Raw genomic sequence first — 26,071 nt, forward strand, 5'->3', positions numbered from 1 at the left:
AACCAAATTTTACGATGTTAAGGGTCTGATAAAAAATAATTTTTACCAAAAAAACAGGTTGTTTCGTTATAATATGCTTAACTGCTGATCTTTACAAGATAATTGATCTAACTGAATATTATTCTTTCATGCACAAAAAACACAATTTTGGTGCCGGCCCATGTATATTGCCGCCATCTGTAATGGAACAAGCTGCCCAGGCCGTAATCAATTGGAGAGGGATGGGTTTATCTATTCTGGAAGTTTCTCACCGATCGCCGGAATTTGAAGATGTGGTGCTTAAAACCCAACTGTTGGTTCGCGAGTTATTGGCAGTCCCTGATGACTACTCCGTACTTTTTTTACAGGGTGGGGCCAGTACACAATTTGCTATGGTTCCAATGAATTTTTTGAGTGCAGGAAAAAAAGCGGCTTATCTTGATACAGGATATTTTGCAAAGAAAGCCATTAAAGAGGCCCGGTTATTTGGTGAAGTAGAGGTGGTCGCTTCATCGAAAGATAGGCATTACGCTTATATCCCGGTTTGGTTTAATCATGATAAGCAAGTGGCATATCTGCACTGTACTTCAAATAATACCATTGAGGGAACTGAAATATTTGATTTCCGTATAGCAGGTGCGCCGTTGATCTGCGATATGTCATCAGATATTTTTTCGAGGAAAATTAATGTAGCTGATTTTGATCTCATTTATGCCGGGGCGCAAAAGAATATGGGACCTGCAGGAATGACACTGGTTATAGCTAAAAATGAGTTTATTAACCAGGCAAAAAAAGAAATCCCTTCAATGATGGATTATCGCGTATTCCGGGATAACATGAGCATGTACAATACGCCACCGGTTTTTTCGATATATGTAGCCATGCTTAACTTACTGTGGCTTAAAGATCAGGGCGGTGTAAGTGGAATTGAACAGAAAAATATAGCAAAGGCAAAATTGTTATATGCCGAAATAGACCGGAATCCGCTTTTTCATGGAACTGCCGATGTTGAATATCGATCGCGGATGAACGTTACTTTTCTGGCCGTTAATAAAGAAGTAGAAATTGGGTTCTTAAAATTTGCTGCAGACCAGGGGATTGTGGGTATAAAAGGTTATAGAACCGTTGGCGGATTCAGGGCTTCGCTTTATAATGCACTTCCACTATCAAGTGTTGAAGTATTAGTGGATGCCATGGCCAGTTTTGAAAAAAAATACAGCGATAAAACAGTACCTGAACTCAAATAATCTGTTAAAGATGATAAAAATTGTTCCGTTAAAGGCCTTGCAGCCAGACAAAGATCTATTTGAACTGATGATTTCTGATCAGGTAAACGGTAAGGTACATAAAAATGAGCAACTCTCATTTGAAGACTTGATCAACCTGTTTGGATGTGCTTTAGACGATCGGCCGGCTATTTATATTTATGAGTTCGGTAGCGGGTCTGGTATAATGAGGGGAATTTGGGCGGCTATCGATCTTGCTCAAACAGCAGAAAGTGCCATTAAAAAACATGAAGAAACGGTATCATCTAAGGTAGAATCGCTTAGGGTAGAGCGGAAAAGTAAGGCCATCCAGAAATCGCCAATCTTATTGGTCTATAAAAAAGATAAAATTTTAGATAAGCTGATTGATTTTGTAGTGCGCTCGCGAAAACCTTTGGAAAATGAATGGTCGCAAATGGATCATTTTCTTTACCAGGTGCTGGAAGAGGATTTGATTGAAAAATTTGCAAAAGAATTTATGAAGGTTGATGCAGTTTACCTGGCCGATGGCCATCACCGTTTGGAAGCTGCGTATTCCCTACAAAAAAGCAAGCATCAGCAGATCAGTTCGCTATTGGTTTCTGCTGATGTAATTTCCATTGGCGCTTTTCATAGATTGGTTTGTGGTGTAACTATTTCTTACCCTTTGTTGATGGAAAAACTGAAAGTTTATTATAATATCTCCAAAATACCGAATAACAAAGCTTATAAACCTGATCGGAAGAACAGGTTAGGCCTTTGCTTTAAAGGTGAATGGTATCAATTGGATTTAAATAGCGCTTCTGCTACATTGTCTGCATTGCCAGATACGGTGCTTTTACAAAATTACATCCTTTCTGCGGTGCTGGGTATCCATAAACCTAAGGAAGATGAAAGGCTGACCTGCTTTCCGGATTGCAAATGGACCCAATTTCTTACTGAACTGGAGCATAATGAAACCTCCATTGGTTTTTCACTTTTTCCGATGACAGCCGATGCATTTATAAAAGTTGCAGAAAAGGGTGAATTTTTGCCTCCCAAATCTACCTGGATAGCGCCGAAGATTCCCCATGGATTGATGGCCAGTAACTCGGAAGCCATTTTGGTGAAAGGAGAACAAGTAAGAATAAATTAATGGTTTAAACCTATAAAATAAACGATATGTTTGATCTCGACTTAGAAAATATAGCGCAGATAGGCACCACCTTCCTGATCGTTGCGTTCTTTTTAGTGGCTTTATACAAAAAGCGGCTTAAGATAAACAAGAGAAAAAATGATGCCGAGCAGGATTATATGCATTGGCTGTAATGCTGATATATTGATTTTAACCGTAGCGGTATTTTTTGTTCTGCTCAATCTATTTAGCTTGATATACAGTAAATTTAGCCTTGATGACTTTATGGGTTGATTATAGTAATCTGGTTATAGTTAAATTTTATACTTTTGGGTGATTAACCCATTACGATATAACCCGATATGTTTATGAAAATACTTTTTAAGGCTTGTATACTTTCTGTTTTAATCTGTTCTTCAATCCTTGCAAGTGCACAAACGGTTACTTTAGATTATTTTTTTAATCGCGAAACCCGAAAAAATAAAGCAGGTGAGGTAGCGCGTTTTCATTACCTTTGGAATGAGCAGGCAATGACTGGTTTTTCTATTTTGGGTAATGTATTTAAAAAAGAAGGATTTAAATTGGATTCGCTTGAAACAGCACCAACCGTGTCCAATTTAAAAGGAAGTGCTGTTTACTTAATTGTAGATCCCGATCGTCCGAAAGAAAACCCCAGGCCGAATTACATAGAGGCAGACCACATTGCCGCAATTTCTACCTGGGTAAAGCAGGGTGGTGTATTGGTCATGTTTGCCAACGATAGCGCGAATGTAGAATTACCACATTTTAATAAACTTGCCGATGTATTCGGTATGCATTTTACCAACGAAATGCAGAACCATGTAATTGATGATGCACATTTTGAAGATGGTGGCATCTTGATCAGAAACAATCCGGTGTTTAAAACGGCTAAAAAAATATTCATGAAAGATGTATGCTCAATCGATACCAAAAACGGGGCAAAACCGGTATTGAAAAATGCATCTGGTGCAACGGTTATTGCCACTAGCAGATTTGGTAAAGGAAATGTAATTGCCATTGCCGATCCCTGGTTGTACGATGAATATGTAAATGGCCGTTTGCCAAAAGAAATGGGCTTTGAAAACGATAAAGCTGCTGTAGATCTGGTGAAGTGGTTAAAAACCCTTGCACGATAATAATTATAACTTATCCAGCTTGAAATAACCTAAATGGATCTCATCTTCAGGTAATCCCACGGATGGTTTGATCTCGATATGGTATTTCTGTTTCGATTCATCGCTTAAAATATCTTCAATCTTGTAAATATCGTCTACATCAATGCCATACTTTTCGTCGATATGCGAATTGGCACCTTTAATCGAGTTGGTTTTAAAGAATACTGTTTTCTTTGCATCCTGTATGGCTTTGGCCCTTTCATCATGTACCGATAGTACAATATGGTGCTGTTCATATAATTGATTGGTTAAATAGCCACCAAGGTTAATAAAGAACAATTTATGTAGCGAGGGTAATGTATGTTGGTCACGTAACTTAATGTTGATTTCATAATCATCAACCTTGTTTACTTCCCGCCAGCCATCAATATGCAGGCTGGTGCCTGTTCCCGGCCAGAATGCTTTAATCTCGGGAACAAGATCTTTTAGCGAATGGGCAATGCCGAAGAAATAATCGTGCTGCTCTACATTTCGTTTTGGGGCTTTTGAGCCCAGTAAAATCATATATAGTTTTAAATCGTTCATAAGTTTAATTGTTCACTGGTACATTAGTTCATTAGTCATTCGTTCATTTAACATTGGTTGATTGACTCCAAACGCTCAACTCCTAACTCACTCATCTTTTAACAGCATTAATCAAAATAGGTTCTTGGAGTTTTGAGATTTTCTTTGTTTTTTAACCAGAAGAGAGGCAGCGCGCGATATGCAGCGCGCAAAGAGTTGAAGCGTGTCTTGTTTAATATTATCCCGGAATTTTAATCTAAAAAAGATTCTTCGACTCCCCTATCATTGACAGACTCCAATAGAATGATCGTCATCTCCTTTGATTAACCAAAGGAAATGACGGTAATACGAGTGAATTTTTGCATGAAGATTAATTACTGTCATTCATATCGGTTTTTATCAAATAAATTATTCCTCAGGATGACGACCGTAAAATAGTATTCCCTAGTTCCATGCCTCCGTGATAATCAATTCCATCATCCCTCTTACATTTTCCATCATCATCGTACTTCTTCCGATTTTCTACTTTATTAAGAAACAAACAAAACAATTTCCTTTTTTAAAGATTGTATGAATTACAAATGGATACGAAAACAGCAAAAAAGAAAATTGCCATCATTGGTGGCGGCCCGAGTGGTCTGTTCATGTATAAAAGATTAGTTGAATCTAAAGCACCCAACTTCGAAATAGAGATATTCGAACGTAAAGATTATTTAGGGGCGGGCATGCCTTATAGTGCTGAAGGGGCAAATGTAGAGCACATTACCAATGTCTCTGACAATGAAATTCCAATCATATATAACTCCATTGAAGAGTGGGTGAAAATTGCACCAAAAGAGATTTTAAAAAAATTCGATATTGATGCGGATAAATTTAATGAATACAAAGTACTACCCAGATTATTTTTTGGCGAATATCTTTCTGCCCAGTTTAATTTATTAAAAGAAGTTGCAGAAAATAAAGGCATTAAAACCCATATACACTTAAATTGTGTAGTGGAGGATATTACCGATTTGCCTGCCGATAATCAGGTAGCGGTAAGTGTTAAAGGACAAGATAAAGCCCGTTTCGACCAGGTAATCATCTGTACCGGTCATAATTGGCCAAAAAAATATGAAGGCAAAATTCCCCATTATTTCGATTCGCCCTATCCACCCAAAAAAATAGCATTAGAAGTAAACCACACCGTTGGTATCATGGGTTCTTCGTTAACGGCTATTGATGCATTAAGAACCCTGGCAAGACAAAATGGAAAGTTTGCCGACAATGAAGATGGCACCTATTCTTACCAGTTAGTGAATAAAGGGTTTAAAATGGTGATGCACTCCCGAAGTGGTTTATTGCCGGCCGTCAGGTTTCATTTGGAAGATTCACACCTTGGTAAAGATGAAACATTAAGCAAAGCCGAAATTCATAAAAGTATAGCCCAAAATGGAGGTTTTTTACCCTTAGATTTCGTATTTGAAAAGAATTTTAAAGAGATGTTCATGGAAAAAGATCCTGTTTTTTATGAAGAGATCAAATACATGAATCTTGAGGAGTTTGTAGGTGCCATGATGGATTATCGCGAAAAAATGGAACCATTCGATCTTTTCAGGAAAGAATATGATGAAGCAGAAAAATCGATTGAGAAGAGGAAATCAATCTATTGGAAAGAGGCACTTGCCATTTTAAGTTTTGCCATGAATTACCCGGCAAAATACCTTTCAGCAGAGGATATGGAACGTTTGCAAAAAGTATTAATGCCACTCATTTCCATTGTAATTGCATTTGTACCCCAAAGTTCGTGCAGAGAATTGTTGGCCCTGCATGATGCTGGTGTATTAAGTATTGTAGCTGTTGGCGATGATGCCGAAGTAGAACCCTTAAAAACCGGAGGTGCAGATTACCATTACAAGGTGGATGATAAAAAGGTTACTGTGCATTTCGATACCTTTATTGATTGCATTGGCCAACCGCATCTTTCTTTTGATGATTTTCCTTTTAAAAGCTTAATTACAGATCAGACCATAAGTCCGGCAAGATTAAAATTCAAATCCGCTGAAATAGGGGAGGAAGAAATGAAGCACAATGATTTAGTAATCAAAAATGGTGATGATTATCTCCTGACTGTTCCTGGTATTACGATCAACGATCATTTTCAGGTGGTCGATGAAGCTGGCCAGGCGAATGAAAGAATTTATATCATGGCTGTTCCGTACATAGGTGGTTATAATCCCGATTATTCCGGAATCGATTTTTCTGAAGCTGCATCAGGAGCAGTGATGGACCGTATTTTGAGCTAAAAATTCCAGTTATTTTCACTTAAAGAGTATAGATAGGATCTAATTTTATGGACTATCTATGCCGGTTCCTCAATACCTTTGGTAAAGGCCGTGTTTTTTAATTTACAACTATTTGATGTGTTCCTTTATAAATACCTGAGGATTATAAAACCGTTCATTCAATTGCGTATTATTAAAAGTTAACCAGCTTGCACAGCCATAATCATCAAATTTTTTCCTGATTTCCAAATGAAGATGGTGGTAATCGCCACCATACTTTTTACTTTCCTGCGGTGTAAATAACCTGGCTAATTTCGTATTTTGATCTACCGCCTGACCGTTGCTTACATAAACTTCTTTCAGGTGTTTGTAAGAGGTAAACATCATTTGGCCGTTAGGGAGTTTATGTTTAACCACCACAGTACGTTGATTTTCACCCAAATGTACAGAGCAAACTATTCCGTTCGCCATGGCATAAACGCCAACGAGTTTGGTTTTGGGTTGAGTAGGATTGATATCTATGGCCGTATGGATATGGCCTTTAACATAACTGTCGCGGTGATCGCCAAAAATGCTGATGATCCTGATGTTATTTACTTTGTTTCGGTTAACCACATCAAAGGGTAGGAACCACTGATCGGCTGTTTTTGCCGGAGATGCATCCGTGTAATAAGGTTTCCAGCGATCGCGGTCTTTTTCAATGGTTGGCGTTTCGAATAATAAAATAGATAAAAAGAGAAATAATAATGTTTTCATGCCAGGGATTAATTTAGAGCAAGATAATGATTTTTTATAGTAAACTATTTTTATAGTTTAAAAAAAATAGGATCTTCATCTCGATTGCGTTTTACTACGCTCGAAATGAAGATCCTTATTAGATTTTCGTGGAGGCAGATGGTAACATCTGCCACTGATTCAAATAGCTTAGGCAGATCCAGTCAGATGGTAACTAACTGCACGGTAAAATAATTACACCAAAATATCCTCTTTCAAAGCTTCCGCAGCCGGATTAAGCAAAGTGCCAATTAATTCCGGAACCGGAACATCGGTACTTTCGCTGTAACCATGTGTCAACAATCTTACCCTATTAATGCAAACCCTGATAAACTCAGGTACAAAAAGGTCGAATTTTTCAAATTTTGAGGCTAATTCCGGGTTTTCCTGTTGAAATGCTAGAATTACATCTGCCACCTGTCGCCAGAATTGTTTTTCATCCATTCCAACATAACTGTGGAAAATGTTGCTGAGATATCTGAAAACGGCATCGAATACACCCGAAAGGATAAATAAAGGTGCCAATTCATCATTAATCTCCCTTAAAACATCAACAAGGTCATTTGGTAATTTCGCTTTCGATTCTTCCGTTAATACAATTTCTTCTACAAAATCTTTAATGATAATGCGCTCCGGAATGCCATTTTTCATTACCAGAATCGTGTTTTCACCATGTGGACTGAAGAAAAAGGCATGTTTATAAAAAATTCTTAATACCGGTTTCAAATAAGCCGATAAATAAGCATTTAGCCAGGTTGTAGCCTCTAATCCCGATTTTTCGATCAGGGCCTGTACCATGCTTTTACCATTGTCATCTACATAAAGCAGGCTTGCCATGGTCATGATGTTTTCATCTTCCAGCAGGTAATTTTCAGCACTTTCTCTCCAGATTGCACCTAAAAATTCCTGGTATTGATAAGGTGAACCCGGTATTTCACTGTATTGTGGATGTGTGTAAGCTACAGTAGCCACTTCGCCCAAAAGCACAACACGGGTCTGTTTTAAATACTCATCGCCTTGCAGCATGTCTTTTGCCCATTGAGTTACTTTTGGTGCAATAGCCAGTTTTTTAGGAGATAATCCCCTGAAAATTGAAGTATTTAAGATTGAAATAGCTGTTTTTACATAATGCTTTCTAGGTTCACTCACATTAAAAAAGGTACGGATACTGTTTTGACACATATATTCATCGCTCCCAATGCCTACCGGGATAATCAGCTGATGGGCAATATCGTGTGCAAGCTGCAATACAATTTTATTGTTCCACTGCCATTCGTGAACGGGGATGAAGAAATAATCTTCAGGGTTTAATTCCTGCCGGATCAGTATCTGGTTAAAATCGTAGACCTGTTTTAAACCCAGTTCTTCATTGTAAAAAGAAAACGGAGAAATGCTTTCGATGCTTTTAAACTGTGCCCTTGATTTGTGGACGGCCAGCCAGGCCAATTGCGTTTTCTGTGCAGCTTCGGGTGCATATTTGCCCTGATCGCTATGGTTAAAACCGATGCGTCCTTTGTTAATCGTTGCCCAGGGATGTCCATCCATCTGGTGTTCAATAGTCTGGTAGTCAGCATTAGCCAGTTCATCAGCCGTTAACCGGCCTTTTTCGTGGATATAGGCGTCGGCATATAAGGTATTTAGCGTTTCTTCGATGAAATGGGCAAGTGTAAAAGGTTTAATGCCAAAAGTTTGCTGTAATTCAGTATAAAAGGCTGGCGCATTGTTTACCGGCACACTTTCTCCGTTTACAAATTTTTTGATACTCTGTTTATCGATATGCAGGTAATCTAAAGCGCGCTGTTGACCAGAGAAAGTATAATAGATAGCCTCAGTATCCGTATCTAAACGGAAATTCAAAATGCCCTTCCCATTGGTATCAATAAGCGTAGGTTCTGCCAATTTCTCATGCATCAATTCTACTATCGATTTTGCAATATAATTCAGGTTTACCTTATCCCAAACTTCTTTTTTTAAAGTTTTTATATGATTGAAATTGTTGTAACTCATGGTATTAATTTTTTATTATTGAGGAGTGTTATAAATATAGATTTGTCATCCTGAGCTTGAGGACCAACCTAATGTTTAAGGCGTTTCGACAGGCTCAACGTGACAGTCCCGGATGAAACCCTGAGACTGTTCAGGAACCTCTTGTTCACCATTTACGCTAAACTGCTGGAAAGCGATCCGTTTTTCTACCGGATAGATTTCGAAACCTAAAATGGCATTGATAATGCATGCATTGCGATAAGCACCCATGCCCAGATCAGGTGTTACAAACCCATGCGTATGCAGTTCGGCATTTTGAACAAAGATTTCGTTGCCGTTTACATCAGTGGCATAATTACGGTGAACCTGAAAAAGCCCATCGGCATTGCGTGCAATGCGGTCATTAATGGCTGATAGAAAGTCCGGTTCATTATATTTATAGCCTGTAGCCAATACCACAGCATCTGTATCAACCGTAAAATCCTTTTCGCTTTCGGTGTGATAAAAATCAAGCTGATAGCTGCCATCATTATTTACCGTTAGGTTGTTCAACTGGCAGTTCGGCATCAGGTCGGCATTGATTTTCTCGCCATCAACACTCAATTCGTAAAGTTTATCGAAAATCTGGTTGATCAGTTCGAAATTGATCCCTTTAAACAACGAATTCTGTTTGCTTAAAAGTTGTTTCCGTTTGGCATCGCTTAAATTGTAAAAATGATCTACATATTCAGGCGAGGTCAGCTCTAAAGTTAATTTCGAATATTCCATGGGGAAAAATCGGTCCGGACGTGTAAACCACTTCAGGTTTAGGCCATTTTCTGTTTCAGGTAAAAGATCGTAGAAAATTTCTGCGGCACTTTGTCCTGATCCGATAATAGCTACCGTTTTTTGCGCTAATAAAGTCTGTTTAAACTTTAGATATTCTGAAGAGTGGATCGCATATTGATGAACGGTAGGATTAACAAAATCCGGTACTTTGGGGGCGGTTCCCGTTCCGAGTACGATTTTTTTAGCCAAAATGGTTTCAGTAGTGCCATTTACCTGGTCTACATTTTCGATATGATAAATGCCGTCAACGTAATTGATATGGCTTACTTTCTGCCCAAAATGACAATTTTGGAGGTGGGCGATTGCCCATCTGCAATAAGCATTATATTCTTTGCGGAGGACAAAAAAATCTTCTCTGATATAGAATTTATACAGGCGATCGGTTTGTTTAAGATAATTTAAAAAACTGTATGGACTGGTTGGATCAGCCATGGTAACCAGATCGGCCATAAAAGGGACCTGCAGAGTAGCATCGCTCAGCATCATGCCGGGATGCCAGTTAAACTCATTGGCCTGATCTAAAAACAAGGTGGATAGACTGTTGATCGGGGCACATAAAGCCGCCAGACCTAAATTGAAGGGGCCGATCCCGATCCCAACAATATCATATATTTTCTGTTCCTGCATTATATTTCCTCCGTTTCAAATTGTGCTGTTTTCAGCATGGCATAAGCTTTGGCTTCCGGGAATTTTTCCCAGTACCATTCACGGTAACAGAAAGTTAAGGTGGCCATTTTGTGTGGCATTTCAATTACTTTTTGGTACCTGTAGCCTAAACGTGTGCCAAACATGTGCATGGCTCTGCTTTCTACCGCTGCTTCGCCTATACATTTACCAACAATACTTTGGTCAAAAACAAAATCCAGCATGGCCTGTCCGGTTGGGAAACTGAATTTTTTATCTTTTTCGGTAGGCGCAATCAAAAGGTGAGAGCCATAATCAGTGCTCAGCGCTTCGTAACAAGCGCCAACACCATCCCGCATAGGCCAGTAAGGTTCGATAGTGAAATTAGGTACCCCGTTAATTTCGCCTATAAAACTATGCGAAGCGTCGCCAGGGATTAAGGTGCGGTAAAAAAGTTCCAGTGCTTTAATCGGTCCGTCCATTTTCCAGATCGGTTTCGCATGTTCCTGGTTAAACCAGTCGTGTACCAGTTCCAGATCGCGGTCTATATCGAAAGAACGGATGGTAATAGTAATGTCTTCTTTAGGAAAATACCTGCTGTACATGGCCTCCATGGTTTGCGGTTTAATCAGGTTTTCACAGAAGAAATATTTGGTTAAAGGATTCGGAAATGCACGGTAAATGGCAGGATTTTCGATTGGTGCGCTTGCTTCGTCTATATTGCATAAATTGGTAAGCAGGTTGCCCTTCACCTCCCAGTCCCGGCGATTGATGATATAATCTACCAGGCCAGTGGTATCGCTGTTTTCGAATTGTTTAAACTCCAGATAAACGAGATCAATCAAAGTTTTCTCGTCGGCAAGGTTGTTGCTGGCAATGGCATTTACCACACCCAAAATATTGTTGATGAGCAGATAATAGGTGAGTTTAGGCAGGATGTATGCGTTTGGAACAATAGAACCGCTTTCTGCAGCAATGCCCGGAGATGCCTTTTCCAATGCTTCAGCTTTGGCATCACTAAAGAAAAATCCCTGATTATCCCTGAAATAAAGCTTCGCAGGATAGTAATTTTTATCGAGTTCAACCATCACATTTTGCTGATGGAACTCAAAAGCCATCCCAAAATGGTTGTAAAGGCCAACAATTGGTGCCACACAAACATGTAGGTACTGCTTAAACCAGTTTACAGCGGTATGTGCAACCGTTCTGTTTTTGCTGATAGCGGCTTCTTCGATCAGATTTACAATTCTTGGCTTTTGGCCTAATAGTGCATCCTGACAAAGTGCTGCCAATAATGTCACATTTTTTTCGGCTCCTTCTTCTTTAAAGGGATTATGCCTGATGCTGATATTGAAGCCATCAATCGTTTCACCTTTATAATTTACAGTAATAAAAGCAGGGTCGGTAATGAATTCGATTTCCGGAAATGCTGTTTTAGCAGCCTTACCATAGGTAGTTTTTAATAATTTGCTGATGTCGTAACCGCGGTGAAGCTCCCGCACCAGGTTAACCCTTTCTGAATTGGTTATTTTTACGTGTAACGAAAATTTAAACATCCAATCACTTGAAGCATTGTAAACCGTTCTAACGGAAGATGTTGGGGTGTACAGTTCTCCGAAATGCCCCAGAAAGATCAGCACTTTTTCTTGCTGCATCGCCTTTACCTGAGGAAGGGTAAGCAGGTATTGGGCTTCCCAGGGATGCATGGGCACCACCTTGTAATTTGGATGCTGATCGAGTAAAACTATAATTTCTTTATGATTGCTTTCTAACAGGTCGATTCTGAAAAGATCGGTCATGTCGAAACCTTCAGCATTTTTCTCCACGATGTTTTCTGCTGAGATCAGGAAATAGGCTAGCTGGAAATGGCCCTGTGTTTCCGGCGAATATTTAAAAAGTTCTTCTTTACAGTTAAAACCCGATCTCCCTTTAGGGAAGGGATGCGCATTATGGCCTAAAAACAAAGATTGCTCTGCTTCGATAAAGCTCATTTTAGCGAAATTTACAGGTTTGCCATTCTGTTTAAAAAACGATAAGAATGTTTCGAGGTTTTCGATGCTGTTGGCCAGGCGTTTTTTAACCAGATCAGCATCAACAGCACCAAACTCTTGATTGCTGACTTGGATGGCCAATTCCATAAACCTGTAAATCGTGATCGGATTAATGGCATCTGTATCAACATTCCTTTCGATAATAGGGAAATTAAATACGTGGCGTCCACTATCTGCGTAAAATTTTAACGGTGCATATACTTCGAAACCAATAGCCGTAAAATCAAACCGGATATGCAGACGATCGGTAGTGGTAATTAAATAGTTTGCTAAAGGCTCATCATATTTAGGGATACCTATATAACGGCTCCAATTGCTGAATTCCCTGCAGTAACTGTTTAGAAGCGCATTAAAATTAGTTTCTTCTGAAATCTGCTGAAGCTTGGTTGAGTCTAACGTATTCGTTTCCATGTTTTTTAATGATTTTAATAATGTTTTCAATATCGCTGATGGTAGTTAGCGGGTTAAGTAGAGTAAATTTGAGGTAGAATTGCTGGTTAATTTTAGTGCCGGCAACTAAAGCTTTTCCCTGATTGAACATGGCTTTTTTGATGTATTGGTTCATCACGCATACATCTGATTGCAGGTTTTTAGGCCGGTAACGGAATACCAACGCACTGATGTCTGATTCGTTCATCAGCTCGAAATCACTGTCGGAATTTAAACGGTCGGCAATTTGGGCCGCCGTTTCAATAATGGTATCAAAATAGCCTCCCAGTTTATTTCTGCCCATCATCCTGAGTGTAAACCAAAGTTTCAAAGCATCAAATCTTCTGGTCGTTTGTATCGATTTGTTTACCTGGTTGGGCAAACCATCCTCATCATGGTCTTTAGGATTTAAATAATCAGCATGGTGTGTAATCAGGTTGAAATATTTTTTATCGTTCACCAAAAAACCACTGCTGCTTACCGGCTGGAAGAACGATTTATGATAATCAACCGTAACCGAGTGGGCCAGTTCGATCCCGTTCAGCAGGCCCCTGTATTTGTCTGTCAGCAATAACCCACAGCCATAAGCCGCATCGATGTGGAACCAGGTATTGTATTTTTTACTGATATATGCAATTTCTTTTAGCGGATCAATATTTCCAAAGTCGGTGGTGCCTGCAGTACCTACAATGGCTATGGGAATATTTCCCTGGTCGATTTCGCGTTTAATCGCATCTTCCAGTAAAACGGTATTCATCCTGAAACTGCGGTCAGTTTTAATTTTGATCACCGATTTTTCTCCAAGACCCAATAGCGATGCATTTTTCTGGATACTAAAATGCGCTTTTTCAGAAACAAATATCCGGAAACGGGAAGCTTCCAGGGGTAACCCCTCAACTTTAATATTGTGGTTTAATGCGGTAATGGAATAGTGATCGCGGGCCAGTAAAAGCCCCATTAAATTACTCTGGGTGCCACCACTGGTGAAAATACCGTCGGCTTTTTTGCTATAACCAATCTGATCGCAGGTCCATTCGATTAGCTTTTGCTCAATTAACGTACCACCCGCACTTTGGTCCCAGGTATCGATAGAGGAATTAATGGCCGAAATCATTACTTCTGCCGCTACTGCCGGAATTACGATCGGGCAGTTTAAATGGGCAATATAAGCAGGGTGGTGAAAAGCAACTGCATGGCTGGTATAAAGCTGTTCAACTTCTTTAAGTAAAGCATCATAGTTGCTGTGCGTTTTTTCAAATTCGATCGAATCAAACAGTGGCCTTAATTTCGACGGTGATACCCCGCTAAAGGGCTGCTGGTTATTGTTGAGGAACTTTTTTACCGCCTGGGTAACTTTTCCTACAGCATGCAGGTATTCTGCTTCGTTTTCGTGGTGAAAGATTTCCTTTGTCGGACTTTCCGTGAGGAAATCAATGAGTTCATGTTTTTCTAGGTCTGATGTAAACATTAGGTTTTCAATTTTTCAAAAAGTCAAGTTTAAGAGGCAATAAAATTATAGGACATAAAAAAAGCCCTGTTTTTAAAAATAAAATTTGGTTGGATCGGCTAAAACAAAGAGCGGTTTCCAATTATAATTCTAACTGCTAAGTTATATTTTTATTTAGATTGATTAAAAATAATATTCAAAATATTTTCAATTTATTTTTATAAAGGCTTTACAGATGCGCAGTTAACCATTTTACGGCAATGAAAGAGAAAAATTAAATTTTATTTGGATTTAATCTAAATAAATTATTGCTTTGCGCAAAAAAAATACCAATACACACTAAATAAATAAAAATGAAAAATCTATACTTAATTGCAATCCTGATTGGTGGATTTATCTTTACTGGTAAAGCGCAAACAGTTACCGGAAAGGTAATGGGCGAAACAGCTCCGCTTGCGGGGGCAAATATTAAAGTTGAAGGTAAAAATACTTCGGCAACAACGGCTGCTGATGGTAGCTTCGAACTAAAGTTAAGCGAAGGTGCTTATCAATTACAGGTAAGTTATGTAGGCTATACCACCGTACTGCAGAAAGTGAGTTTGGTTAAAGATCAGACCGTTAATCTGACCCTTAATTTAAGCCCTACTGCTAATATGCAGGAGGTTGTGGTGGTTTCATCTCGTAAACCAACCAAAATCAGCGAGATACCAGGTACCGTTTGGGTAGTAGATGGTGCAAAAATACAGGAGCAGGCAAGGGCAGGCATTCCTTTAAAACAAACATTGGCGCAATTGATTCCGAGTTTGGATGCCGGGCCCGAAGGACGTACCAACTATGGACAAAACCAACGCGGCAGGGATGCATTGGTGATGATTGATGGGGTATCCCTAAACAGTACGCGTGGTGTTAGCCGTCAATTCGAATCAATTGATCCATTTAATATCGAAAGAATTGAAGTTTTATCTGGTGCAAGCGCCGTTTACGGTGGTGGTGCAACAGGAGGGATCATCAACATCATCACTAAAAAAGGTCAGGACAGTCAGCCGAGTTTTACTACTCAGGTTGGTGTACGCAGTGGATTAAAGGAAAAAAGCGATCACGATGTACGCGTAGCACAGGCTATTTCTGGCGGCAGCAAAGATTGGAACGGGCGTATCGGCATGGCTTTTCAAAAAAACAATGCAGCTTATGGTGCAGATGGAAAGCAGATTTTTACTGATATTACCCAAACTGATTTACAGTATAACCAATCGTTCGATTTTTTCGGAAGCACCGAATTTAAATTAACGGATTATCAAAAATTATCGGTGAATGCCCAATATTACAATTCGGGTTACCGTGGTGATAAAGATCTTTTCCTGGGTGCAAATTATGGAGGATTATTATCCAATCCGGCGCTCTTAGAAATGAGAAATGGTTATTCATCAGATGTTGACCCAAAAACAAGCAGAGCCAATATCAATGCAAATTATCAGGCAAGCGAAATTTTAGGCGGACAAACCTTGTATGTGCAGGCAGCTGCCAGGAATGAGCAGTTCAGCTTTCACCCATTCCCTGGGCAGGCAGCTATACCACAACGACTTTACAGTGGCTCATCCATCCAAAATACCAGTTATAGTGCTTTAAAACTGGTATTGAACAAAGACTGGAACAGACTGAATCTTACCTACGGTGTAGATGCAGATCACGAGAATTTTAACGCGCAGCAAGCTTTGTTCGATAGGGCAAAAGCCTTTGCATCTGGTGGTTTAAATAATACCACTATAGCCAGTATTGCACGTTACCCAAACTTTAGGGTAAATGGTTTATCTGGTTTTTTACAGGCGCAGGTTAAAGTAACCGACTTCTTAAGCCTGTCGGGAGGTGTGCGCCAGCAACGTATGTTTGTTAAAGTTGGCGATTTTGTAGGTACCACTGCTGCTGTACCTTTGGCTTATGGCGTTGGCAGAACGGCTACGGCCATTGCTGGTGGTGAAAACCATTACGATGTAAACTTGTTAAATGGAGGTTTAGTATTTAAAATTAACACAGCGCAACAGGCATGGGTTAATTTCTCGCAAGGTTTTAACCTGGCAGATCCTGCTAAATATTACGGACAGGGTAGTTATACCTTGGTAGGTACCAACTATAATTTAGGTAACTCGATTAATGTTGGAAGTTCTCCTTTAACCGGTATCAAAACAGAACAGTATGAAGCAGGTTACCGTTACCGAACAGGTATATTTAATGCACAGGTAGCTGGTTTTTATGCCTTATCTGATAAAAACGTTAAAACCAACAGCACATTCAACATTGAAGTTTTCGATGAAAAGGTAAGAAATTTAGGTGTTGAAGGTTCATTATCATTAAACCTGAAAAATGGTTTTGAAGCTGGCGTAAACGGTTTGTATATCAAAACACAAAAACAAAATGCCGATGGTACATGGTCCTTACAGGATGTAACTGTTGCAAGTCCGTCAAAAATTGCAGGTTATCTGGGTTATAACGGAAAAGTTTTTGGTATAAAAGCTCAGGCTTTCCACTCATTTGATTCGAAAGGTTATGCTACCGTTGGAAATGTTGTGGTACAAAATGAGTTGAAAGGCTTTACCACGGTTGATTTACTGGGATCGGTGAGGTTATTTACCGGAAGTTTATCATTCGGTGTACAAAACCTGCTAAATAAAAATTATCAGACCATCTGGAGCCAGCGCTCACAGTTCTTATATCAATCGTTAGCCAAGAAAGAAACTTTTTATTATGCTGGCCGCGGCCGTACGTATAATCTAACGTATACGCTTAATTATTAAAACTACTGGTCGTCATCTCGATCCGATGACTATCGGATGTAGCGCAACGGAATGAAGAGATCTCTCTAAGCAGATTTTGCTTCGCAGAGCCTTCGGGTTCTTGGCTTCGTTGCACTTCGCTCGAAATGACGACCTTTTTTAAGGAAATGGTTAGCCATGAAGATTATCTTATTTCCTCTTCAGCTCAATTACCGTAATTTCCGGCCAGATCCCAATCCGGCCCGAAAAGCCCAGAAAACCAAAACCCCTGTTCACATTTAAATACCTGCCATTTTCGGTTTTAATGCCTGCCCAGTGTTTGTAACGGTATTTTACCGGGCTCCATTTAATCCCAAAAGCTTCGATACCGAATTGCATGCCATGAGTATGGCCGGCCAACGACAATTGGATTTTGGAAGGATAATTTTTTACCTGTGCATCCCAATGAGAAGGATCGTGTGATAACAGGATTTTAAAATCGTTCACCCCCGTATTTTGAAGTGCTTTATTAAGATCACCACGTTCCCCAAAACCGACACCCCAGTTTTCTATTCCGGCTAAAATAATCTTCTCCCCGTTTTTGTGCAGTTCTACATGTTCATCCAACAAAAGTTTAAAGCCCAATTCTTTGTGGTACGCTTTCAATTGGTTTAAATTCCGGATTTTATCTGCTTCGGCAGGCCATTTGATGTAGTCGCCATAATCGTGATTCCCCAGAACCGAAAACTGTCCGAAAGGGGCCTTGATCTGAGAGAAATGGCCGATGTAAGGCACAATTTCTGCAGCGGCATTGTTGACCAAATCACCGGTAAAAACAAATAAATCGCTTTTCTGGGCATTGATCATATCGATGCCTTTTTGAACGGCTTTTGGGTTGGTAAAACTGCCGGCATGTACATCCGAAATCTGGGTCAGCGTAAAACCATCAAAGCTTTCAGGCAGATCATCAAAATACAAAGTGTGTTTAATTACGCGGTAGGCATATTTTCCCTGGGTAATACCATAAGCAAACAGGGCAATGGTTAAGCAGAACATCACAAAGGCAAAATCGACCCAATAGTTGTTTCGGCCGGGAATATGGAATCCACCAGGCTCAAAACTAGTAGATAAGCCGGTTAATAAGCGGTAAACATCGCCAAGCAACAGAAAAAAAGCGAAGACAATTTCTGCGGCAAAAACAATCAGAAAAGCGTGACTCACGATCTGGAAAAACTTATTAATACCTTGAATCCGCATCTGCTGAATGGCGAAAAACAAGGCAAAAGTTAAACCGATCATAAATACCCAAAAAATTGGACTCAGTAAACTGGATTGATTGATGGTGCCCAGGCCCGATAATACGTAGGCGTTTAAGGCAAAAAATATAATTGCCACTATTAGGAGCGGCAATAGCTTGAGTTTTCTTTTCATTTATTAAAAATCTGTAAATCAGAATAGCGCGTAAAAATAGAATTTAAACGTCCATAATTACCTGCTGTTACGCTTAGCGGTTATTTTTACGTTCGTTTGATTAAAGTAATTATGATTATTATGCCTTATATTTATGAATATGATCGCATGATCAATTAAAATCAACTTCCTGTTGCATATTTTATAATTTACATTCTTTTATTAGCTTTGTACAAATATGCTATCCAAAAAAACAAAATATGCCATAAAAGCGCTTGTTGCGCTTGGTAAAAATTTAGATAAACCACCCATGCAGATTTCGAAAATTGCAGAGGAGGAGCATATTCCTAAAAAATTCCTGGAGCAAATTCTGCTCGATCTTCGTAATGCAGGTTTCCTGTACAGTAAAAAAGGTGCGGGAGGTGGTTATAGCCTCAACAAAAAACCGGAAGAAATTTTATTGGTACATGTAATGCGTGTAACCGATGGGCCGATTGCAATGGTTCCATGCGCAAGTTTAAATTTTTACCATAAATGTGATGAGTGTGTAGATGAGAAAACCTGCGGCATCAGAAGTGCCTTTATTGATGTAAGGGATGCTACACTTAAGGTTTTAACCGAAACCAGCATTGCCGATGTAATTGGCCGTGAAGATAACCTGAAAATCGGGATTATTAATTTATAATGTTTATTTCCTAAGGAAACCCATCAGGTTTTTAAAACCTGATAGGTTTAAGCATATTTCCGCATTAGGGATTGGAAGGGTTCAGTGCCGATTTTTCATCGGTAACGGAGCGAAGCGCAGCCCTGCAAAGCCCGACACTTGCGCAGCTTGGGGAATGCCCACATCAGTTATCAATTAGCAGTTTTCAGTTACTCTTATTTAGGAATTTAATACCCAGATTTCTCTCGCGATTAACTTCGGGACTGCGTTTCAGTTGAAATGGCGTTTCCTTGATGTAATTTTTTTCATAATAAATTACGACTATTCCTATATACTTTATATATTTGGCGTATGAACTTCAGTTTTATACCTGATCAGTTAACTGCTAAGCAAATGATGTGCTGTTGTTGTATAACGCAGTAACAGGAGCCTACAGCTAATTTTATGTATAAAATATGGAATGCTTCTCGGTAACAGGGAGGCATTTTTTGAATAAAGCTAACAACACATATGCAAAGTTTCAGAACAGAACTCGAAAACCCGATTGTCGAGCAGGACATTATCGATTTAGAGAATAAGATTAAAGCTTTTAGAGATGGAACCATCCACGACGAAAAGTTTAGAAGCCTGCGTTTGGCACGCGGTGTTTACGGACAGCGGCAGCCAGGTGTGCAGATGGTGCGTATTAAACTGCCATTTGGAAAGGTAACTTTTAAACAGTTATTGCGCATTGCCGATATTGCCGATGAATACGGAAGCGGAAACCTGCACTTAACTACCCGTCAGGATATACAGATCCACTATGTGAGTTTAGACCGCACACCAGAGCTTTGGGCCAAACTGGAGCAGGATGATATTACCCTTCGCGAGGCCTGTGGAAATACGGTACGTAATGTAACCGCTTCTCCAAATTCGGGTATTGATGCGGAAGAGCCTTTTGATGTTTCGCCTTATGCACAAGCGGTATTTGCGTACTTTTTACGTAACCCGATCTGTCAGGAAATGGGCCGTAAGATTAAAATTTCTTTTTCTTCCAGCGATAGGGATACCGCTTTCAGTTACATTCACGATTTAGGTTTTATTCCAAAAATTAACGAAAATGGCGAACGCGGATTTAAAGTATTATTTGCCGGTGGTTTAGGCGCGCAGCCATTTTTGGCGAATGCCGTTCACGAATTTTTGCATGAAGATCAGCTGATTCCATTTACTGAATCTGTTCTTCGGGTATTCGACCGTTATGGCGAACGTACCAACCGTAATAAAGCACGTTTAAAATACCTGGTTCAGAAATTAGGTTTAGAAGAGGTATTACGTTTGGTTGCCGAAGAGCGTATTGCCAATAAAGTAAAAACTTTTAAAATAGATCTGAATACTGTACCTCAACCTATTTTACCTTTAGCGCAGGAATATGAGGCGGTAGAAATATTAAACGAAGCCCATTACAAACACTGGTTAGCCACTAACGTAGTGGAGCAAAAACAAGCCGGGTTTTATGGTGTGTATGTGAAAGTTCAGGTGGGCGATATCAAAACCGATCAGGCAAGGGCTTTTGTTGATGCCATCAGGTTGTTTGTGGCTGATGAAATCAGGATTACACAAAACCAGGGACTATTATTGAAGTTTGTACGTAAGGAAGCACTACCTTCATTATATACTGCCTTAAATAAAATTGGTTTTACAACGGCGGGCTTTGATAGTTTGGCCGATATTACCACCTGTCCGGGTACCGATACCTGTAACCTGGGTATTTCGAACTCGATGACTTTAGCTGAAGTTTTGGAAGAAGTAATTTATACCGATTTCCCTGAGTTTATCTACGAGAAAAACATCAAGATCAAAATCAGTGGTTGTATGAATTCTTGCGGTCAGCACGGCTTGGCCGAAATTGGTTTCCACGGAAGCTCGGTAAAAGCAGAAGGAAAAGTGGTACCTGCTGTTCAGGTGATGTTAGGTGGCGGTACTGTTGGTAACGGCGTTGGACGGGTGGCAGAACGTGTAATTAAAGTGCCATCAAAAAGGGCTACAAGTGTTTTGCATTTCCTTTTAAATGATTTTAAAGCGAATAACCTTGCAGATGAAAACTTCCACCAATATTACGATAGAAAAGGAAAAGACCATTTTTATCAGTTGTTGAAACCATTGGCCGATTTAACCAACCTGCAAACAGAAGAATTTGTAGACTGGGGGCATGTTGAAGAATTTGTAACCGCCATTGGTGTAGGAGAATGTGCCGGTGTGGTGATTGATTTAGTGGCTACTTTATTATTAGAGGCCGACGAAAAATTTGGTTGGGCAAAGCAAAACTTAGATAAAGGTGCCTATGCAGATGCCATATACCATACCTACAGCACTTTTGTAAGTGCAGCAAAGTCTTTATTGTTGGATAAAGGCGTAAACAGCAGTACGCAGGTTGGCGTGATCCGCGAATTTGATAACCACTACGTAGAAACTGGCGAATTTAACTTGCCGACCAATTTCTCAGACCTGGTTTTACAGATCAATAAAAACGAACCAACGGCAGCATTTGCCCAAAAATATTTCGACGAAGCCCATCAATTTTTAAATCAGATTAAGGAGAAAAGGGCGGTATTAGCGAAATAGAAGGCGTGAACAATTGAGTGATAGCATTAATGAATGATTGAGTGATAGTATTAATGAATGATTATAAACACTCGCTGGTAAAACATTCTCTCATTCAAACTTCAATCATTCAAAATTAAAATACAAAGATGAGCGATCAGAAATTAAATATAGAATCAAAGATTACCCTTTTAGGTGCAGGTCCTGGAGATCCGGATTTATTAACCTTAAAAGGGGTGAAGGCTTTGCAAACTGCAGATGTGGTATTGTACGATGCTTTAACCAACGAAGCTTTATTGGAGCATGCTCCGGCAGAAGCCATTAAAGTTTATGTAGGAAAACGTTCAGGTGAACATTCTTATCCGCAGGATACCATCAATAAACTGATGATCGATTATGCTTTAAATTACGGACATGTGGTACGTTTAAAGGGCGGCGATCCGTTTGTTTTTGGCAGGGGATATGAGGAGCTGGATTATGCCGCATCTTACAGCATTCCGGTAAGTGTTATTCCGGGTATTTCGAGTTCTATCGGTGTGCCGGGTTTACAACAGATTCCGGTTACACACCGTGGCATGAGCGAAAGTTTTTGGGTAATTACCGGAACTACCACTTCGGGAGAAGTTTCTGCTGATATTTATCAGGCAGCGCAATCAAAAGCTACGGTATTGGTACTGATGGGGCTTAAAAAATTAGCTAAAATTATAGAGATTTTTAAAGCTGCAGGCAAGCACAATTTACCAGCTGCAGTGGTGCAGAACGGATCGGCAGAAGATGAAAGATTGGTTGTTGGCTTGGTTGAAACCATAGAAAGTTTGGTTCAGCAAGAAAATATTAAGGCCCCTGCTTTATTAATTTTTGGAGAAGTTGTATCATTACATCCATCATTTAAGAAATTAATTAAACAATATGCAAGTATTGCCTAACCAACCTGATAATGCGACATCTTTTTCGGAAGAAGAAAAAGGTAACCAGCTCTTTCCGGTTTTTGTAAAGCTGAACAAGCTGCGTACATTATTAATTGGTGCAGGTAATATTGGACTGGAAAAGTTAACGGCAATTGTAAATAACAGCCAGCGTGCTACCATTACCATTGTGGCAGAAACGGTATCGCCGGAGGTTGATGCACTTGTTGCAAATTATCCGCTCATAAAGGTTAAGCAAAAAACTTTTGATATAGATGATTTAAATGATATTGATATTGTTTTCGCGGCAACCAATAACAACATTTTAAATGAAGAGATCAGAAAGGTAACGCATGAGCGAGGCCTGCTGATCAATGTGGCCGATAAGCCGGAACTATGTGATTTCTACCTTGGGTCTATTGTACAGAAAGGCGATCTAAAAATTGCCATTTCTACCAATGGTAAGTCGCCAACCATTGCCAAACGTTTAAAGCAGATTTTAAATGAAGGTTTACCGGCTGAACTGGATCAAACCTTACAGAACATGAGTGCCTTGCGCCAGACCTTAAACGGCGATTTTTCGGCAAAGGTCAAAAAACTGAATAAGGTTACCCAAAGCTTGATCAATCCTAAAAAAAGCTTCGCAGAGCGGAATATTAAATGGTTGATCTGGGTGGCATCAGTTTTATTGATAGGCGCAATCGGACTTTCGCTTTGGAATACCGAACCCGAATTTCAGACGTTTTTGATCAACATCGATCCATTGTTCTATTGGTTTTTAGGTGCTGGATTTTTATTCGCCTTAATTGATGGGGCAATCGGCATGTCGTACGGCGTTACTACAGCATCATTCTCACTTGCTATGGGTTTACCGCCTGCATCGGCAAGTATGGCTATCCATATTTCTGAGGTAATGAGCAATGGTATTGCCGGTTGGATGCATTACAGGATGGGGAATGTAAACTGGAAACTATTCAGAATTTTAATTCTTCCTGCCATAATCGGTGCAGTATTAGGTGCCTACATCCTTTCTTCATTAGAACATTATAGTGCTTATGTTAAGCCTATTGTGGCGGTTTACACTTTGTTTCTAGGTGGAGTTATTTTAATGAAAGCCTTTAATATCAAGCGTAAAAAAGCAGATCAAAAAATAAAAAAAATTGGTTTATTAGGCTTTTTTGGCGGTTTTATCGACGCCGCTTTTGGTGGTGGCTGGGGATCGATCGTTTTATCGAGTTTAATTGCCGGTGGACGTCACCCTTTATTTTCACTGGGTACGGTAAAAATCAGCCGTTTTTTCATTGCTACCCTAAGTTCGCTTACCTTTTTTACCATGCTAGGCGGAAAACACTGGGAAGCTGTGTTAGGCTTGATTATCGGTAGTGCCATCGCATCACCAATTGCTGCAAAAGTATCGAACAAAATTTCGGCAAAAACCATTATGGTAGCAGTGGGGATTATTGTGATGATTGTGAGTTTGCGCAGTGTAATTATGTTTATTTTAAAATTGATTTAGTGATGGAGAACCTGGAAGAGATAAAAGCAGCACTGGAAGGTTTGAGTACAGTTGATAAACTGAAATTTTTAGCAGATCAATATGCCGGCCGTATTATATTTTCGACCAGTTTTGGTTGGGAAGATCAGGCGATTACCCATTTAATTTTTGCCAATAATATTCCGATTAAGGTTTTTACCTTAGAAACCGGACGCCTGTTTCCGGAAACATATTATGTATGGAACCGTACTTTAGAAATTTATAACAAACCGATTCATGCCTATTATCCGCAAAATGAGCTGTTGCAGAATATGGTAAATACCAAAGGCCCGAGCAGCTTTTACGAGTCGGTAGAAAATAGAAAAGAGTGCTGTTATATCCGTAAAATTGAACCCCTAAAAAGAGCATTAAAAGGGAACGAAATCTGGATAACCGGCATCAGGGCCGATCAAAGTGCCAACCGTGAGGATATGCACGATTTAGAGTGGGATGAAGGTAACCAATTGGTTAAATTTCACCCGATATTTGATTGGACTTTAGAGGATGTAAAAACTTACATTAAAGAAAATAACATTGTATACAATACCCTGCATGACAAAGGTTTCCCGAGCATAGGATGCGCTCCATGTACAAGAGCAGTACAGCCAGGTGAAGATTTTAGGGCCGGAAGGTGGTGGTGGGAAGACCAGAGCAAAAAAGAATGTGGTTTACATGCCACTTCTTAAGGGAAGAAGTAAGATGGGAGATGGAAAATAGGGTTCAAACCTCCCGCAATTTAACAACAAAGACAACACTTAATAATGAGTACATATAATTTTGATTATTTAGATGAACTGGAGGCCGAGGCCATTCATATTTTGCGTGAAGTAGCAGGTCAGTTTGAAAAACCCGCCCTGTTATTTTCGGGTGGAAAGGATTCAATCACTTTAGTTCGTTTGGCAGAAAAAGCTTTTCGTCCGGGGAAATTTCCTTTTCCTTTGGTACATATAGATACCGGCCATAATTTCGAAGAAACCATCACTTACCGTGACCAAATGGTAGAAAGAATTGGCGAAAAATTAATTATTGGTTCGGTGCAGGAATCTATCGATCAGGGTAAAGTAGTGGAGCAGACCGGTAAAAACGCCAGTAGAAATGCTTTACAAACCGTAACCTTGCTCGATACTATTGCGAAATACCAGTTTGATGCCTGCATTGGTGGTGCCCGTAGAGATGAAGAAAAAGCAAGAGCAAAAGAACGTATTTTTTCTGTCCGCGATGAATTCGGTCAGTGGGACCCAAAACGCCAGCGCCCTGAACTTTGGAATATCTACAACGGTAAAATTCATAAAGGAGAAAATATCCGCGTATTCCCAATCAGTAACTGGACAGAATTAGATGTCTGGAATTATATCCGCAGAGAAAAAATAGCGCTTCCGAGCATTTATTTTTCGCACGAACGCGATGTAATCACCAGAAATGGACAGCTAATGGCTGCGTCACCGTTTTTAAATATGGATGAGGAAGATGTGGTAGAACGTAAACAGGTTCGTTTTCGTACGGTAGGCGATATGTCGTGCACTGCTGCGGTAGAATCGGATGCATTTTTAATCGACGATATTATTTCAGAAATCAGTGCCTCAAAAATTTCAGAACGTGGTGCACGTATGGACGATAAAGTTTCGGAAGCCGCAATGGAAGACAGGAAAAAGGGAGGATATTTTTAAGAGAGACGTGTGATTTTAGATGTGAGATTTGAGAACCTTGCATCTGTCTAATCTCATATCTATTATTTTAAGGGAGACGTGAGATTTAAGAATCTTGCATCCGTCTCATATCTATTATCTCATA

Annotated in this window: 19 protein-coding genes; 12 read left to right on the forward strand and 7 right to left on the reverse strand. The window is 39.7% G+C overall.

Features of this window, described 5'->3' with window-relative positions; translation table 11 throughout:
- Window positions 1-128: 128 nt before the first annotated feature.
- From serC to ABEG20_RS03550, 4 genes are all read left to right on the forward strand, one after another.
- Window positions 129-1,226: a 3-phosphoserine/phosphohydroxythreonine transaminase gene (serC, locus tag ABEG20_RS03535; protein ID WP_406826015.1), complete on the forward strand. Its 1,098-nt coding sequence runs from the start codon at window positions 129-131 to the stop codon at window positions 1,224-1,226.
- Between the two features lie 10 nt (window positions 1,227-1,236).
- Window positions 1,237-2,358 carry a DUF1015 family protein gene (locus ABEG20_RS03540; protein WP_406826016.1) on the forward strand — a complete coding sequence of 374 codons (1,122 nt, stop codon included), beginning with the start codon at window positions 1,237-1,239 and terminating at the stop codon, window positions 2,356-2,358.
- 26 nt (window positions 2,359-2,384) lie between these two features.
- Complete coding sequence (locus ABEG20_RS03545) at window positions 2,385-2,531, forward strand: hypothetical protein (protein WP_406826017.1); 147 nt, start codon at window positions 2,385-2,387, stop codon at window positions 2,529-2,531.
- 174 nt (window positions 2,532-2,705) lie between these two features.
- Complete coding sequence (locus ABEG20_RS03550; RefSeq protein ID WP_406826018.1) at window positions 2,706-3,494, forward strand: lacto-N-biose phosphorylase central domain-containing protein; 789 nt, start codon at window positions 2,706-2,708, stop codon at window positions 3,492-3,494.
- A 3-nt stretch (window positions 3,495-3,497) separates the two neighbouring features.
- Here ABEG20_RS03550 and ABEG20_RS03555 read toward each other — a convergent pair whose 3' ends face one another.
- The gene (locus ABEG20_RS03555) at window positions 3,498-4,058 is read right to left on the reverse strand and encodes a DUF1543 domain-containing protein (protein WP_406826019.1); all 561 of its coding nucleotides are present in this window, start codon (window positions 4,056-4,058) and stop codon (window positions 3,498-3,500) included.
- A gap of 560 nt (window positions 4,059-4,618) precedes the next feature.
- On the opposite strand from ABEG20_RS03555, the gene ABEG20_RS03560 reads away from it, so the two are divergent.
- Window positions 4,619-6,322: an FAD/NAD(P)-binding protein gene (locus ABEG20_RS03560; RefSeq protein WP_406826020.1), complete on the forward strand. Its 1,704-nt coding sequence runs from the start codon at window positions 4,619-4,621 to the stop codon at window positions 6,320-6,322.
- Between the two features lie 108 nt (window positions 6,323-6,430).
- Here ABEG20_RS03560 and ABEG20_RS03565 read toward each other — a convergent pair whose 3' ends face one another.
- The 5 genes from ABEG20_RS03565 to ABEG20_RS03585 form a co-directional block, all read right to left on the reverse strand.
- Window positions 6,431-7,057: a M23 family metallopeptidase gene (locus tag ABEG20_RS03565; protein ID WP_406826021.1), complete on the reverse strand. Its 627-nt coding sequence runs from the start codon at window positions 7,055-7,057 to the stop codon at window positions 6,431-6,433.
- A gap of 213 nt (window positions 7,058-7,270) precedes the next feature.
- Window positions 7,271-9,082, reverse strand: a complete 1,812-nt coding sequence (locus ABEG20_RS03570) for an IucA/IucC family protein (protein WP_406826022.1) — start codon at window positions 9,080-9,082, stop codon at window positions 7,271-7,273.
- A 75-nt stretch (window positions 9,083-9,157) separates the two neighbouring features.
- The gene (locus ABEG20_RS03575) at window positions 9,158-10,516 is read right to left on the reverse strand and encodes a lysine N(6)-hydroxylase/L-ornithine N(5)-oxygenase family protein (RefSeq protein ID WP_406826023.1); all 1,359 of its coding nucleotides are present in this window, start codon (window positions 10,514-10,516) and stop codon (window positions 9,158-9,160) included.
- On the reverse strand, window positions 10,516-12,975 hold the full coding sequence (locus ABEG20_RS03580; protein ID WP_406826024.1) for a GNAT family N-acetyltransferase: 2,460 nt from the start codon (window positions 12,973-12,975) through the stop codon (window positions 10,516-10,518). The genes ABEG20_RS03575 and ABEG20_RS03580 overlap by 1 nt, the downstream gene beginning before the upstream one ends.
- Window positions 12,920-14,461, reverse strand: coding sequence for a pyridoxal phosphate-dependent decarboxylase family protein (locus ABEG20_RS03585; RefSeq protein WP_406826025.1), 1,542 nt, complete (start codon window positions 14,459-14,461; stop codon window positions 12,920-12,922). The genes ABEG20_RS03580 and ABEG20_RS03585 overlap by 56 nt, the downstream gene beginning before the upstream one ends.
- A 332-nt stretch (window positions 14,462-14,793) precedes the next feature.
- Between ABEG20_RS03585 and ABEG20_RS03590 the strand changes: the two genes are divergently transcribed.
- Window positions 14,794-17,229 carry a TonB-dependent receptor gene (locus ABEG20_RS03590; protein WP_406826026.1) on the forward strand — a complete coding sequence of 812 codons (2,436 nt, stop codon included), beginning with the start codon at window positions 14,794-14,796 and terminating at the stop codon, window positions 17,227-17,229.
- Window positions 17,230-17,397: 168 nt separating this feature from the next.
- Here the strand turns inward: ABEG20_RS03590 and ABEG20_RS03595 are convergent, their stop codons facing one another.
- Window positions 17,398-18,618 carry a metallophosphoesterase gene (locus ABEG20_RS03595; protein WP_406826027.1) on the reverse strand — a complete coding sequence of 407 codons (1,221 nt, stop codon included), beginning with the start codon at window positions 18,616-18,618 and terminating at the stop codon, window positions 17,398-17,400.
- A 217-nt stretch (window positions 18,619-18,835) separates the two neighbouring features.
- Between ABEG20_RS03595 and ABEG20_RS03600 the strand changes: the two genes are divergently transcribed.
- From ABEG20_RS03600 to cysD, 6 genes are all read left to right on the forward strand, one after another.
- On the forward strand, window positions 18,836-19,282 hold the full coding sequence (locus ABEG20_RS03600; protein ID WP_055903643.1) for an Rrf2 family transcriptional regulator: 447 nt from the start codon (window positions 18,836-18,838) through the stop codon (window positions 19,280-19,282).
- Between the two features lie 489 nt (window positions 19,283-19,771).
- Window positions 19,772-21,862, forward strand: a complete 2,091-nt coding sequence (locus ABEG20_RS03605) for a nitrite reductase (protein WP_406826028.1) — start codon at window positions 19,772-19,774, stop codon at window positions 21,860-21,862.
- A 128-nt stretch (window positions 21,863-21,990) separates the two neighbouring features.
- A complete protein-coding gene (gene cobA, locus ABEG20_RS03610; RefSeq protein ID WP_406826029.1) occupies window positions 21,991-22,767 on the forward strand; it encodes a uroporphyrinogen-III C-methyltransferase in 777 nt (258 codons plus the stop codon).
- Window positions 22,751-24,262: a TSUP family transporter gene (locus ABEG20_RS03615; protein WP_406826030.1), complete on the forward strand. Its 1,512-nt coding sequence runs from the start codon at window positions 22,751-22,753 to the stop codon at window positions 24,260-24,262. Before cobA ends, ABEG20_RS03615 begins: the two co-directional genes overlap by 17 nt.
- A gap of 2 nt (window positions 24,263-24,264) precedes the next feature.
- Entirely contained in the window at window positions 24,265-24,966 is a 702-nt protein-coding gene (locus ABEG20_RS03620) for a phosphoadenylyl-sulfate reductase (RefSeq protein ID WP_406826031.1), read from the forward strand.
- Between the two features lie 75 nt (window positions 24,967-25,041).
- Window positions 25,042-25,947, forward strand: a complete 906-nt coding sequence (gene cysD, locus ABEG20_RS03625) for a sulfate adenylyltransferase subunit CysD (RefSeq protein ID WP_406826032.1) — start codon at window positions 25,042-25,044, stop codon at window positions 25,945-25,947.
- The last annotated feature ends 124 nt before the right edge of the window (window positions 25,948-26,071 follow it).

Source organism: Pedobacter sp. KACC 23697 (assembly GCF_045348445.1).
In the GTDB taxonomy this organism is placed as follows: Bacteria; Bacteroidota; Bacteroidia; order Sphingobacteriales; family Sphingobacteriaceae; genus Pedobacter.